General features: G+C 58.9%; 13 protein-coding genes. 7 read left to right on the top strand and 6 right to left on the bottom strand.

Annotation, left to right across the window (positions count from 1 at the left end):
• The first annotated feature begins 39 nt into the window (after positions 1-39).
• From H7H48_RS04885 to H7H48_RS04870, 4 genes are all read left to right on the top strand, one after another.
• A complete protein-coding gene (locus tag H7H48_RS04885; protein ID WP_229447662.1) occupies positions 40-402 on the top strand; it encodes an ArsC family reductase in 363 nt (120 codons plus the stop codon).
• 137 nt (positions 403-539) lie between these two features.
• Entirely contained in the window at positions 540-2,075 is a 1,536-nt protein-coding gene (locus H7H48_RS04880; protein WP_229447661.1) for a phosphatidylserine/phosphatidylglycerophosphate/cardiolipin synthase family protein, read from the top strand.
• Positions 2,076-2,116: 41 nt separating this feature from the next.
• Positions 2,117-2,584: a hypothetical protein gene (locus tag H7H48_RS04875; protein ID WP_229447660.1), complete on the top strand. Its 468-nt coding sequence runs from the start codon at positions 2,117-2,119 to the stop codon at positions 2,582-2,584.
• On the top strand, positions 2,568-3,656 hold the full coding sequence (locus H7H48_RS04870; RefSeq protein ID WP_229447659.1) for an AI-2E family transporter: 1,089 nt from the start codon (positions 2,568-2,570) through the stop codon (positions 3,654-3,656). The genes H7H48_RS04875 and H7H48_RS04870 overlap by 17 nt, the downstream gene beginning before the upstream one ends.
• Before the next feature lie 81 nt (positions 3,657-3,737).
• Here the strand turns inward: H7H48_RS04870 and H7H48_RS04865 are convergent, their stop codons facing one another.
• The 6 genes from H7H48_RS04865 to H7H48_RS04840 all read right to left on the bottom strand — a co-directional run bounded on the left by H7H48_RS04865 (position 3,738) and on the right by H7H48_RS04840 (position 9,018).
• Complete coding sequence (locus tag H7H48_RS04865) at positions 3,738-3,980, bottom strand: hypothetical protein (RefSeq protein ID WP_229447658.1); 243 nt, start codon at positions 3,978-3,980, stop codon at positions 3,738-3,740.
• 209 nt (positions 3,981-4,189) lie between these two features.
• A complete protein-coding gene (gene panC, locus H7H48_RS04860; RefSeq protein WP_229447657.1) occupies positions 4,190-5,047 on the bottom strand; it encodes a pantoate--beta-alanine ligase in 858 nt (285 codons plus the stop codon).
• On the bottom strand, positions 5,044-5,877 hold the full coding sequence (gene panB / locus H7H48_RS04855; protein WP_229447656.1) for a 3-methyl-2-oxobutanoate hydroxymethyltransferase: 834 nt from the start codon (positions 5,875-5,877) through the stop codon (positions 5,044-5,046). The genes panC and panB overlap by 4 nt, the downstream gene beginning before the upstream one ends.
• 117 nt (positions 5,878-5,994) lie before the next feature.
• A complete protein-coding gene (locus H7H48_RS04850) occupies positions 5,995-7,038 on the bottom strand; it encodes a hypothetical protein (protein ID WP_229447655.1) in 1,044 nt (347 codons plus the stop codon).
• A gap of 371 nt (positions 7,039-7,409) precedes the next feature.
• Positions 7,410-7,814, bottom strand: a complete 405-nt coding sequence (locus H7H48_RS04845) for a hypothetical protein (RefSeq protein WP_229447654.1) — start codon at positions 7,812-7,814, stop codon at positions 7,410-7,412.
• Between the two features lie 7 nt (positions 7,815-7,821).
• Positions 7,822-9,018 (bottom strand): glycosyltransferase, encoded by a 1,197-nt coding sequence (locus H7H48_RS04840; RefSeq protein ID WP_229447653.1) that lies wholly within the window; start codon positions 9,016-9,018, stop codon positions 7,822-7,824.
• 322 nt (positions 9,019-9,340) lie between these two features.
• Here H7H48_RS04840 and H7H48_RS04835 point away from each other — a divergent pair, with 322 nt between their 5' ends.
• From H7H48_RS04835 to H7H48_RS04825, 3 genes are read left to right on the top strand one after another with little or no spacing between them, the layout of a single operon-like run.
• Positions 9,341-10,672, top strand: a complete 1,332-nt coding sequence (locus tag H7H48_RS04835) for a polysaccharide biosynthesis/export family protein (protein WP_229447652.1) — start codon at positions 9,341-9,343, stop codon at positions 10,670-10,672.
• A gap of 32 nt (positions 10,673-10,704) precedes the next feature.
• Entirely contained in the window at positions 10,705-12,972 is a 2,268-nt protein-coding gene (locus H7H48_RS04830) for a polysaccharide biosynthesis tyrosine autokinase (RefSeq protein WP_229447651.1), read from the top strand.
• Positions 12,962-13,876 carry a glycosyltransferase family 2 protein gene (locus H7H48_RS04825; protein WP_229447650.1) on the top strand — a complete coding sequence of 305 codons (915 nt, stop codon included), beginning with the start codon at positions 12,962-12,964 and terminating at the stop codon, positions 13,874-13,876. The genes H7H48_RS04830 and H7H48_RS04825 overlap by 11 nt, the downstream gene beginning before the upstream one ends.

Here is a 13,876-nt window from a genome sequence, read left to right as displayed (position 1 = left end):
TCGGCTTTGAGGAAAATCTTTGACTGGGAGTATCTGAGGATGACGGTTGGAAGCCCTGTCGTGATCTACGGCATCAAGAACTGCGACACGATGAAGAAGGCGAGAACCTGGCTTGAGGCGCATGACATTGCCTATAGGTTCCACGACTACAAGGCCGCTGGCATCGAACGAGATCGCCTGAAAGCATGGGTGGAAGAAGTCGGCTGGGAAAAGCTGTTGAACCGGGCTGGCACGACCTTTCGCAAGCTTCCCGATGCTGAGAAGGCGGACATGAATGCTGAAAAGGCCGTCCACCTGATGGAGGACCAGCCCAGCATGATAAAGCGCCCCGTTCTCGATCTCGGAGACCGGCGAGTGGTCGGCTTCAAGCCCGAGATTTACGAGGCCGCATTCGCCTCCTGAGTGCTCTCGAGGCCGGGCTCGGCTGAGACACGCCCGCGCCTTCCGCGAAAAGCCTTTCTTGCCTTGCATCCGCGCAGTTGGGATAAAACCGGTATTCCATCGTGCGAAAGGGGGACTTCGTGCGTATAAAGCAGGTTATGTTCGCTGTTATTTTTATAGCTGCTGCCATCGTTCTGGCAGTCGTCGTCCTCCGATTGCTCTTCCCGTTGCCGGGTATTTCGCAACGAGAGCACCAGGAGGCTTTTGCCGCAGATCCTGAAACGCAGCTTGGCCAGCTTCTCGAGACGGGCATAGCAGCGCATCCTGGCAAAACGGGTGTCTTTCCGTTAGCCGATGGCAAGGATGCCCTGGCGAGCCGGCTGGAACTGATCGAGCGCGCGCAAAACTCCATCGACGCGCAATATTACATCTGGCACGATGACACTTCGGGGATTTTGCTGCTGGATGCTCTGCGCAACGCAGCAGCGCGGGGTGTTCGAGTGCGCTTGCTGCTGGACGACAATGGCGTGCCGGGGCTTGACCCCTATATGGCTGCCCTCAACGCGCTACCGAATTTCCACATTCGTCTTTTCAACCCATCCACCGTGCGCCAGCCAAAACTTTTTGGCTATATGTTTGATTTCTTCCGCATGAACCGGCGCATGCACAACAAGTCCTTTGTCGTTGACGGGGCTGCCGCAATCGTTGGCGGCCGCAACATTGGCGACGAATATTTTCAGATCGGCGAAGCATTCTACGTGGATATGGATGTGCTGGCGACCGGGGCGATCGTTCCGCAAACGGCTGCGGTATTTGACGACTATTGGAACAGCGCTTCGGTGTTTGAAGTCGAAAGGATCATTTCTGGGTCCGGAGATCTTCAGGGATTCGATGCGCGTGTCGCACAGGTAAAGGCGAGCGAAGAAGCACAGACGGTTCTGGCAGAGCTCGAAAGCAGCGCTGAACGCTATGCCAGAGGCGGTGTCGCGTTGGAATGGACGGATGTCCAACTCGTTGCCGATGACCCGGTGAAAGGCGAGGGGAAAGCCACGCGTGACCAGTTGATGATCATGCGGCTAGGCGCAATTCTCGGCGAAGCGCGACAACGGCTCGATCTGATTTCGGCCTACTTTGTGCCAAGCAAGATCGGCAGCACCTATTTCAGCGATCTCGCAAGGGCCGGTAAGCAGGTGCGTATCCTGACCAATGCTCTCAACACAACGGATGTGCTCCTCGTGCACAGCGGCTACGCCAAATATCGACGCGGCCTCCTTGAGGCAGGTGTGAAACTCTACGAATTGAAATTGCGGGGTGGCGAGACACAGGGCTCGGAGAAGCAGCTGAAGCCTTTCGGACTGTCGGGCGCCAGTCTGCACGCGAAGACCTTCGCAGTTGACGGCAAACGCATCTTCATTGGCTCGTTCAACTTCGATCCGCGGTCGGCAATCCTGAACTGCGAAATGGGCTTCCTGATTGACAGCGAAAGCATGGCTCGGAAGATCAGCGATGGATTTGACGATAGGTTGGGACTGGTCAGCTATCAGCCTCGACTTACGCCCGAAAGCAAAATGGTCTGGGTCGAGGAACGGCGGCAGCAGGATCCGGTCATCTATCAGGAAGAGCCTGGCGCGACCTGGTTCCGGCAGATCGCAACGGTGGTGGTCGGCTGGCTTCCGGTGGAGTGGCTGCTCTAACGTCGGTTCGAATTGGCGTATAAGGTCCGATGGAGAAGAAGATGAAGCACTGGATGTTGTGGCTGCTTGCTGGGATTGTTGCCCTGATCGGTGGTCTTGCCGCCCTTTTCAACCTCGGCTCCGCTTCCAGTTTGACACTGACATTGGGCGGCTGGGCTTTGATCATCGTTGGCGGACTTCAGGGCTGGGCGGCCTATAAGGCCCCCAGTGTCCCCGCGATGATCGGTGCCGGTCTGCTGGCACTCGCCGGTGTCTTTCTCGGTCTGTCTCTTCTGTTCGGCCCGTTTGGCGACGGTCGCGTGTTGCGGTTTCTCCTTGGAGCAATTTTGATGGCGTCGGGTGCGACAAAACTCTGGGTGGGGCGCAGTCTGCACGGAGACCGCGTGTTTCCTGTGCTTCTCGGAGTGACGATCAATTTCGGTCTGATCGTGGCTCTGGAACTGTTGGCCAGCGGTGTCGGGCTCGTGCTGCTGTCATTGCGATTGAAGAGACATGCTGGAGAAAACTGACCCGCTTCGCGCATTTATAACCCTGGTTCTGGCCGTCATTCTCGCGGTTTTGGTCGGGTGGATACTGGTCGTCGGCCGCTCGGTCCTGATGCCGATCTTCATTGCGGTGATCTCCGTCTACGTTCTCTTGACCGCGTCCGAAGCGCTTGGGCGGCTGCCAGTGCTAGGCCGTCTTCCTGAGTGGATGCGGCGCGGCCTTGTTCTGGCGATTTTCGTTCTGGCCCTTGTCATGCTGGCCAGCGTGATGGTGGGGACCGCCGAACAGGTGATTGCGCGTCTGCCGGTGTATCAGAAAAACCTGACAGACATGCTCACCGGCATCCTTTCACGGTTCGACATCGAAGAGATTCCCAATCTTTCGACCCTTGTCGAGACCCTGTGGGGGCGCATCAACTTGCAACGCCTGGCGGCTGTCAGCCTTGGTTCGGTCGGATCTCTGGCCGGCATCATTGTCATGGCCGTTGTCTACTCGACCTTTTTGATGGCAGAGCGGGGTGGCTTTGCGAGAAAGATTGCGGCAGCCCTTCCCAGAGACCGGGCCAGCCAGACCCACACGATCGTGCGCGACATCAACCGCAGCATTGGAGAGTATCTGGCGGTCAAAACGTTCGTGAACGTTATTCTGGGTGCTCTGTCCTTTGTCGTGCTTAAGCTCTTTGGTGTCGATTTTGCCCTGTTCTGGGCGGTCTTGATCGGGCTTTTGAACTACATCCCCTATGTCGGATCACTGATGGGGGTGATGTTCCCGGTCCTTCTCACACTGGCACAGTATGGCTCACTCCAGACGACGCTTCTGGTGGCGGTTTTGCTGACTTCTGCGCAAATGTGGGTGGGCAATGCTCTGGAACCACGCATGATCGGACGGCGGATAAACATGTCTCCATTCGTCGTGCTGGTGTCGCTGGCCCTGTGGTCCTCCTTGTGGGGCATTCCCGGCGCCATTCTCGCCATTCCGCTGACCTCCATCATTGCCATCATCATGGCCAATTTCGAGAGCACCCGGCCGATTGCCCTGCTGCTGGCGGATGATGTTCAGGCAGTGCTGCATAATGGTGAGGAGGAGGAGCGGTGAAATCAGGTCGTGCGAGCGCGCTCTCCAAATCAAAACGGCCCCGCAGTGCAGGGCCGTTCGAGGTTGAAAACGGACTGGCGATTATGAATCGCTGACCACCGTGCGATTGACGATTTTCAAGCGGCCATCGGGCTCAACGACATAGATTTCACGGTAGCGGTTCCCGCCGCTGTGGAACTCGTTGAACGTCACCGAGCCCACGGGTGTCCTGTTCAGAGGGGATTGATCGGCGTTGTAGTTCAAACTTCCCTTGATCGGCTCGAGCGCCGCCGCGGGCGCGACGAGGTAAAGCGTGGCGAGGGCGGCAAAAACTGCTATTTTCATAATAATTTCCGTATAAAAACTGGTTTGCTTCACGATTTCGGACTGGATATGGCCAGTACCGATGCCGGGAACATCGCAGCACGGATGATCACTGTGAAATCAAGCAGTGGCGAGGAAAACCGCCCCGTTTGATAAAACCATTGGTACCAGAGTTCACGCAGGCGTTATGGCGGCGCCGTTGAAAATCCGGGACCGAACGACCATGGGTTTCAGTCGTTGGATGAGGTGACGGGGACGTTGTCGATCAACCGGGTTTCACCGAGCCAGGCGGCTGCGAGAAGCCTTGCACGGCGATCGGCGCGCTGAAGAGGCTTCAGGGTTTCTGCATCGCGCAGCTCGAAATACTCCACCCGGTCAAACCCCGCTCCTTGCAGGGCCGTCTGCGCGGCTTCCAGAACGGGAGCAGCGTCAGCCCCGCCGGCAAGGCGCGCCGCACTCTGCAGCAAAACATCTGCAATTGCGGGTGCGATGCGACGCTGCGCGGCTGTCAGGCGTATATTGCGGGATGAGAGAGCCAGATTGTCAGCTTCGCGCACAGTCGGACAGCCGACAATCTCGACAGGGATGTTGAGGTCCGCAACGAGCCGGCGCACCACCAGAAGCTGTTGAAAATCCTTCTCGCCGAAACAAGCTATGTCGGCACCGCTTTGAAGAAGCAGTTTGGTGACCACCGTGGCAACGCCGTCAAAATGACCGGGCCGATGAGCTCCGCACAACCCCTCACTGACGCCGGTCACCGAAACGGTGGTTGAGAAGCCGGTGCCATACATCTCCTCCACCGAGGGAGCAAACAGAACATCAATTTCGTAAGGCGCAAGCTTTGCCGCATCATCGGCCTCGGTGCGCGGATAGGCGGCAAGGTCGTTAGGATTATTGAACTGCTTCGGGTTGACGAACAGTGTGACGATCACCCGCTCGGCACGCGCCTTGGCCGTCTCCACTAGGCTCAGGTGGCCTTGGTGGAGGGCGCCCATGGTGGGCACGACGGCAACACGCTCTCCAGCGCGGCGCCATGTGCCAACGCGCTCACGCAGTTCTGCGACCGTGCGCAGGATGCAGGGGTTCATTCCGTCTTTCCCTTCTTTCCGTCGGTGAAAATATGAGCGTCGCTGGGAAACTCCCGGGAGCGAACCTCCCGCGCATAGGAAGCGACGGCCACATCTGAAGCTTCGCCAAGCTCCGCGAAGCGCTTGACGAATTTCGGCCGGAACGTATCGAACATGCCAAGCATGTCATCGACCACGAGTATCTGTCCGTCACAGGTACGCGATGCGCCGATACCGATGGTGGGAATGGGTATCGTTTTCGTGATGCGGTCGGCCAGCGTGGCTGTAAGCTTTTCGAGCACCACAGAGAATGCGCCCGCTTCTGCAACCGCTTCGGCGTCACGCAGGATGTGGAAAGCATCGTCGCCGCGTCCTTGCACCTTGTAGCCGCCGAAAGTATTCACGGTCTGGGGTGTGAGGCCGATATGCGCCATGACCGGAATGCCGCGCCGCGTCAGAAATCTGATGGTTTTTTCCATCGTTTCGCCGCCTTCGAGCTTGACGGCACCGCAGCCGGTTTCGGCCATGATGCGGGCGGCATTGTGAAAAGCCTGTTCCGGTGATTCTTCATAGCTGCCGAAGGGCATGTCCACCACAAGAAGCGCCTTCTCCACGCCGCGCCGAACGGCTTGCCCGTGCATGATCATCATATCGAGAGACACACCGACTGTGCTTGGCAGACCATGCAGGACCATGCCGACACTGTCGCCCACTAGCACAATGTCGCAGTGCCGATCGACGATACGCGCAAGCGGGGTGGTGTAGGCGGTCAGGCAGACAAGCGGTGCACCGCCCTTTCTTGCCAGTACATCAGGGGGTGTCAGGGCCGAAACCCTTACATTGGCGCTCAAACTCTCCTCCCTTCGCAGATCGAAACGATGCGGAATGTTCCGCCACCAAACGATTGCGACAGGGATATGACATAGTTTTTTGCGGATGCGAAGGCAGATAAGGAAGATTGCCGAATGTCAATCGCCGTTGAAAATGTCAGTTGATGTAAGGGTTTGCGCCAGGCTGTCAGGTGCCGTCGGCAGTCCTGCCAGCACCGTTTGTGCCGCTTTAAGGCCAGCCGTGATGCGCTGCAATATCGGCTCGGGCCCCAGCGTATCCAGAGCTATGCCCCACTGCCCCTTACCGGGGGTGCGCTGTGGCCACACTTTCAACTCGAAATAGCGCGCCGCTTTTCGATCCACATCGCCCCAGTATTGGATGATCGTTGCGTCTGGTGCGCTTTTGGCGATCCAGCCAAGGTCCTGAATTCCCAGCCTTGGTTCGTCCCGCGGCCGTTTGGCGAGAAGAATGGCGCGCCAGTCATGCCCGAAGATCTGGCTGGCGTGCGCGACCACGGCCACCTGTGCGCCAGCCTGCCTTAGCCCCTGTTCGAGTGGATCAGAGAGGGGGTTGTCGCAGATCAGTGCGATGTCCGCCCCCTCTACCGGAATGCCTGCCTCCCTCAACAATTCGAGACAGAGGGTCGCGTGGCGATCTCTGGCGCCCACCAGAGGATGCGATTCATTCACGGCAGAGATAGGAATATCATGCTCAAGGCACGCCTCGATGTCCACCTCGCCCGCCAGGGTCATCCATGCCTCGTGCATCAGCGCCACGACCGAATGGTCGGGCAGGCGCTCGATGAGTGAGCGTGTGATGGGGCGGATGGATGGTCCGTTGAGAAGAACATTGGTCGCGCGGCAGGTCTCGTGATCGATACGCTCGTCCACGGAAAGCCCCTTCACAAGACCCGCAGCCTCCACCAGCGTGCGTGTGGCCTCCGCCGCCTCCTCGGCTGACTGGAAACGCGTGGCCGTCGGTGTCACCGCGGTTACTGCAGCGGCTCCCGCCATCAGAGCCGTCGCTGCGGTGGCGGCAAGAAACCGGTTGTCCACGGGAACCACGACACGCAGTCCAGAAAGGCTCAGATCGAAGACACGAATGTTCTCTTCGATGAGTGCGAGCATGCCGGTGGTGTCTGTGTGTTGAAGTGCTCGTTCTGAACTGCCACTGCTTGCCATCAGAGTTCTGCCCGGTTCGCCGACCTTTCCTGGTCTACCGCCCGCTGCGAAGCCAACCCGCCCCGGACGTGTCCATCCTTACGCGTGTCCTCCCACGCTCCCGGTCCGTTCCTCTCCTTGTGACCGGAAGTCATTCCTCGCCATGGCCTGTGCACTGGCGATCCGGAGCCTCGTTTTTTGAACTTCGCCAAGCCGGGAAACCTCAATAAAGGCCGTAGTTTAGCGTTTCATGCTTGACGATTCTCAATCTTCCCAACTGCTGGAAATCATAAAAGCCCAAGCGCATCCTGCAGATAGAACGTTGGGGCAAATCCCCTGCGCTTAGGTGTTACAGCGTTCATCTTGTCAGCGTATCGGCGGGGCTCCTCTAATCATTTTGAGAGGCATGTGCGTAGCGGCTGCGGTTCCGGCATGGATCGCAAGCCTGATGCTTTTCGTGGCTCTCCGGGTTCGACCAGGTCTGAAGCGGTTGCGCGCAACTGTCCGACGATTTCGATCTGATGCTCGAGTGCGGCCATCCTCCGTGTGTAGTCCTTCATGGACCGGGTCATGTCATCGATCCGCCTCGACAGCGCATTCTCGCGACCATGGCTCTCGAAGCGCTCCTGCGCAAAGGCTGCGGTAGCAGAAAGCCGCTCGCAGCGCTCCCTCAGACCGCTTCGTTCGGCGATCAGCTCCCGCTCCAAAAGATCGAGTGTATAGGTGAGTGATTTGAGCCGCATTGCGTCGGTTTCCTGCTCGCGCACCGCGCTGCGCACGCGTAAGGCTGAAAACATGGCTCTCTCATGCTCCGTTTCTCAGATGGGGGTCGGAGAGTTTCACCCTGGCGACGCGAGGTCGTAGCGAGGGCTGCTTGCGGACGGCCCCCGATAACAAAACCGGGGTCGGCTTTCGCCTGGCCATCTCCTCCTCAATGATCTGTCGCATGCGTTGTTTGAAATGGGCATCGCTGAACTGTTGCGCGTGACGACGCATATCCTCAGAACGGAAGCACCCTTCCATGGCCTCGAAGCGGTGCACCGCCTCAATGAGTCCGGCCTCGGACTGTTCCTCGAACAGGAGCCCGGTCTGGTCGGGGACGATCGAATCGAGCACACCCCCGCTTGCATGGGCGATCACAGGCCGGCCGCTCGCCATCGCCTCCACCGGCACAATCCCGAAATCTTCTGTTCCCGGAAAGACCAGCGCCCTGCAGCGGGAAAGCATGTCCTTGAGTTGTGCGAAGGGCGCCCGGCCCAGAAACGTCACACTGGGCCCGGCTAGGCGTTTCAGGGCTGCCATTTCCGGTCCTTCCCCGATGACGACAAGCTTGCGGTTCATCCGAGTGAAAGCGCGTACGGCCAGATCGACCCGCTTGTACCCAACCAGTTGGCCGGCCACGAGATAGTGATCGCCCAATTCGGCTGCCGGCGCGAACTCATCGACGTTCACGGGTGGATTGAGCACGGTGGCTCGACGCCGGTAATACTTGCTGATCCGATCCGCCACATGGCGTGAATTGGCAACAAAAGCGTCGACACGCGCAGCGGTGGTGACGTCCCATGCCCGCAGGGCCGGTGCAATCCACGGCATGAGCATTCGTGTCGGTAGGCCGGCGTTCGCCCGATAGAAGTGATAGTGATCCCACACATAGCGCATGGGTGAATGACAGTAGCAGACATGCGTTGCCTGCGGCCCGGGCGTGATGCCCTTGGCGGGGCCCGATTCGCTTGAGATGATCAGGTCGTAGCCCGAGACATCCAGGCTTTCCAACGCAAAGGGCATCAGTGGCAGGAGTGATTGGTAATGCCGCCGCGCCCCCGGGATTTTCTGCAAGAAGGAGGGGATGACGCGGTGGCTGCGGATCTTCTCCGACACCCGCCTTTCATCGTAGACGAGCGTGAAGATATCGGCCTCGGGATACATGTCGCACAGGGCTTCAACGACCTTCTCGCCCCCGCGCATGGAGACCAGCCAATAGTGAACGATGGCGACGCGCAAGATGCTTCTCCCGGATTTGCCCTCCGGAATACTGCTTTGAAAAGGCGCAGCAGGGCACACCGACAATACGGTTGAACCCGTGTCTGAAGGGCGCAGAAATGCGCTCAAACGGTCTAGGTCATCATCCGATCGGGCGTCATCCACACCTGTGCGCCATCCCTTCTGCGTCAAAAGCCCAATGGGCTTAGAGGGGCTAGGCGAAAGGGACTAGCCCCACACCATTTCAACCGAATTTACCTGCCCCCGTTTCCGCTGATGATCGATGGTGGGGGAGGCGGCTTTGCGTCTTCCCGAAGGTTATGAGCACTCCGGAACGGGCAGAATGAAGCAGGCAAAGGCTGGTCCCACCATTTCATTTTCAAAGGCACGAGCCCTCGTGCTTGCGGTGCTTGTGTTCACATTGTCCTTTTTTATTAGCGATGCCGCTGTTCGCGCGCAGGATGAGTTTCAGCTTCTTGAGCAGACGCGGGTGAAGATCGCTGTGGTGGAATGGGACGAGGCGCAGGGAGAATATCGGGAATGGACCGCCCTGAACGGTGAATACACCGTCTCGCCCGCTGGCATGATTTCTCTTCCCTTGGTGGGGCAGCTTGAGGCGGATGGCAGAACTTCCCAGGAACTCGCCGATGAAATCTCGGCAGCACTTCAAAAGAGAACAGGTCTTATTGCGCCGCCAGCCACAACCGTGGAAGTGGTGCGCTATCCATCTGTGTTCGTCACGGGCAGTGTGGAACGGCCGGGTGAGTTCGAGTTCAAGCCGGGACTCAACGTTTTGCAGGCGCTGGCGATGGCCGGTGGCCGTGTGCGCAGGTCTGATCAGGCAGGCGGCTATTCCGAGCTGGAGCAGATCCGCTATGCGGGCGAGATTGGCCGCATAGATCTGCAACTCCTTCAACTCACGATCCGCAGAACACGGCTCGAAACGGAACTCGTCGAGGACGAGCGTGTCGATTTCGATGCCGCCTTGCAGGGACGCCCCCTGGCTGGCCACGCAGCGCAGTTCGTAAGGGATGAGCAGGCGATATTCGAGGCCCGTCGCAACGCCTATGAGCGGCAGCGCAACGCGCTCGAAGAACTCGGAACGCTCTTTCGCGAGGAAATCCGGATTCTCGGCGAGAAGATGGTGGCGCAGGACCGGCAGATAAAAATCGCCGAAGAAGAGCTCGGCGATGTCGCTCAACTGGTCAAAAGAGGCACTGTCACGAAATCACGAGAGACCGGGCTTGAGCGCATCGTGGCGGACCTGCAATCCAGCCGGCTCGATCTTGCGGTGGCTTCCATGCGCGCCCGGCAAAGATTGAGCGAAACCGAGCGTGATGCGCTCAGTCTTGAGGGCTCACGCCGCACGGAAATCGGCGTCGAGCTGCAAAGGGTCAATCTGGAAATCGACGACCTGGAACTGCGCCGTGGAATGACGGAGCAGCTACTTCAGGCAACCGGGGCGTCGATCCTTCGGCGGGAGGACAGGGCGTTTGAGCAGCAGCCGTTGCGGTTCAGCATTCTGCGCGGCGGTGATGAAAAACAGAGGGTAGAAGCGCTTGAAACGACCGGGCTCGAACCCGGTGACGTCCTGGATGTGCAGCTCGATCTCCTGCGCGCCTCGATGCCGCGTGCTTCCCTTGAAAGCGGAATGAGACAGGTGCAGTCGCGTTAGAGAATTTCACGGCCAGACGGGCGGGGCAGACCATGGTGGTGCAGGAAATCAGGAAGCTGACCGGGACGGAGATGGCGTCGAAGGAAAGCGGACGGCATGAGGATTACATCTCCTTTCGCGATATCTGGGCTTTCCTGCAAAGGCATTTTCTGGTTCTCGCGCTGGCGTCGGCCGCCGGCGTGGCGCTTGGCGCGCTCTATATCGCAAACACCGAACCCACCTATACCTCCATCGCCCGTATCGTTATCGACCGCGAGCAGGCGCGTATTGCATCACAGGACGCTTCCACCGGCACCATCATCATCGAAACCGCCGAGATTGCCAGCGAGGTCGAGATCGTCAAATCCGAGGCAATTGCCCGTTCGGTGATCAAGCAGCTCAACCTGACCGAAGACCCGGAAATCCAGACAAGCAGTTCCTGGAGATCGGCCGTGCGTGGTGCGCTTGCAGCGATGCTTTCCATATTCGACCCGGCGCCAGAGGAAGGGGCGGAGACGGCGGGCGAGCCCAACGAAGAAGAGATCATGCGGCGCACCATGGCGGGTTTTTTGGGGCGCGTATCCGTACGTCGTGTCGGTCAGTCCTATGTTCTTGAAATCGGCTACACTTCCACTGATCCGGTCAAGGCGGCGCGGGCGGCAAATGCCATTGCCAACACCTATATGCAGTCAAGCCTCGACGCCAAATCGCAGATCATTGCGCGTGGAGCGCAATGGATCGAGGATCGGCTCGTAGAGATCGGACGGCAGGCGCAGGAGGCTGCTCTCAGTGCCGAGCAATACAGGAACAACAACGACATTGCACAGGTCGGTCCCTCGGGGCTCGACCAGCAGCAGTTGGCCGAGATCAGCAGCCAGCTTCTGGCAGCGCAGACAGCAACCGCTGGTGAGGCAGCACGGCTTGCCACCATTAACCGCATCCTGGCCGGAGAACTGCCCGACAGTTATGTCGGCGAGGCGCTCAGCAACACCGAAATCAATCGCCTGAGGGCGGATCTGGGCGCAGCACGCAAGCGATTGGAAACATTGCAGACACGCTACGGCACCGGCAGCGAGCCCACCCTCACAGCGAAATCGGAGATCGCGCGGCTAGAATCCCTCATCAACACCGAATTGGTGCGCATTCAGGGCGTCTACAGGTCCAACCTCGACACGGCTCAGGCGCGTGAAGAACTCTTGAGCAAGCAACTCGAGGCGATCAAGGGTAGCGTCACTGAAAAGAATCTGGCCCGTGTCCAGCTCACGGAGCTCGAAAGTCGGGCGACCACCTATAGGCGCATGTATGAAAGCGTCCTTCAGCAACTGATCACGACACTGCAGAAGCAGTCATTCCCCATCGGCGATGCCCGCATGGTGACCGCGGCTACACCGCCGCTCGCCAAGAACTGGCCGAAAACCACGCTCATCATCCCCATGGCTTTGATGCTCGGTTTTGCCGGCGGCCTGGGGCTCGCAGGTCTGCGCGATGTGCTCGACCGTCGCATCAGCTCGGGCGAGCGTCTGAGCCGTGAACTGGGTCTGCCGACACTCGGCCACGTTCCCTTTACCCGCTTTCAGGTGCCGGGCAGCAAGGGCGCCCTGCGCTTCGTGCTCGATGCACCCTATTCCGGTTTCTCCGAAGCGTTGCGCGGCGTGAAGAGCTCCATTGACGCGGCATTTCCTTCCGGCGGGCCAATCGTCGTGGGACTTACTTCAGTGAGCGGCGACGAAGGAAAAAGCACGATTGCGGCCAATCTGGGCCAGCTTTACGCCAACGAGGGGCTGCGTGTGGTGCTGGTCGATGCCAATTTCAGGAATCCGTTCCTGAGTTTGCAGGCAGCCAATATCGACGCAAAGGCGGGTCTTACTGTCTATCAAGGTGACTATACCCCTGATGACGAACAACCTGAAAAACGAAAGAAAGACAAGCTGATGCAGATGGAGGATGGGCTGATCCTCCCGGTGCTCACAGTGGAGCAGATTCGAAAAGCCGCACATCCGGGCCATCGCTTTGGTCATCTGCCAGCGTTGAAGAAAAAGATCGATGAACTGCGACAGAATTACGATGTCATCATTGTCGATCTGTCGACCTTTGCCACATCGGCAGACACGCGGGCGGCCAGTGCCCATCTCGACGGCATCCTTCTGGTTCTCGGCAACCGGCGCAAGATGACTGTTGAGTGGCTGGCGAGTGCGCTCGCGACATTCGGCAAGTCGCGCGTGGGGATTCTCGGGGTGGTCTTCAACAAGCGCAAAACCCGCCAGTGGTGGCGACCGATGCGGAGAAACAGGCTTGAGTCGGGAGGACGGCATGCGGTTTGAACGCTATCCGGGCCGGAGCGATCTTCGCATTGCCGTCGGCATTGCCACCACTGGGCGCAGACCGATACTCCACTCCGTTGTGCCGCACCTGCTGAACCAGACGCGTCCAGCCGACAGTATCGTCATATGCGCGGCAGACCCTGAGGATGTGGATGCCGATGCCATGTCCGCTCAGCTTTCCAATGCGCGCATCGTTTTCGCCGAACGTGGGCTCTGCCGACAGCGAAATCGAATTCTCGGAAGCGTGGAGGACGCCGACATTCTTCTCTTCCTCGATGACGACTTCCTCCTCGCCCCGAATTATCTGGAAGAGACCCTGCGTATCTTCAGGGGATACCCGGATGTTGTGCTGAGCACAGGCACGGTCGATGCAGACGGCATTCTGGGGCCGGGAATCCCGCTTGAAGACGGTCTGCGGCTTATCCGAACACATTCGACATCAAGGTCTGCCGGTTGCGAAAAACCGGTCTATAGCGGCTATGGTTGCAACATGGCTGTGCGCCTCTCGACCGTTCGCGGATATGGCCTTCGGTTTGATGAAAACCTGCCGCTTTATGGTTGGTTGGAGGACGTGGACTTCAGCCGGCAGCTTGCGCGATACGGCCGCATTGTGACTTCTGAACGGCTTCACGGTGTTCACCTGGGCACCAAGTCAGGGCGGACATCCGGTCTCCGGCTGGGTTACTCACAGATTGCCAATCCCGTTTATCTCATGGGCAAGAAAACGATGAGCCCTCGTCACGCCGCCCCGCAAATCATGCGCAATCTTGTCGCCAATGCCGTGAAGATCGTCTGGCCCGAACCCTGGGTGGACCGGCGTGGGCGGTTTCTCGGCAACATGCGGGCTGTCGTTGATTTGGTGCGCGGTCGCCTTTCACCCCAGAACGTGAACGCTCTGGAATAG

Source organism: Nitratireductor sp. B36, from assembly GCF_020833685.1.
Taxonomy (GTDB): domain Bacteria; phylum Pseudomonadota; class Alphaproteobacteria; order Rhizobiales; family Rhizobiaceae; genus Nitratireductor.
Note: the sequence above shows the minus strand (reverse complement) of the source record. Positions and strands in the feature narration are given on the sequence as shown.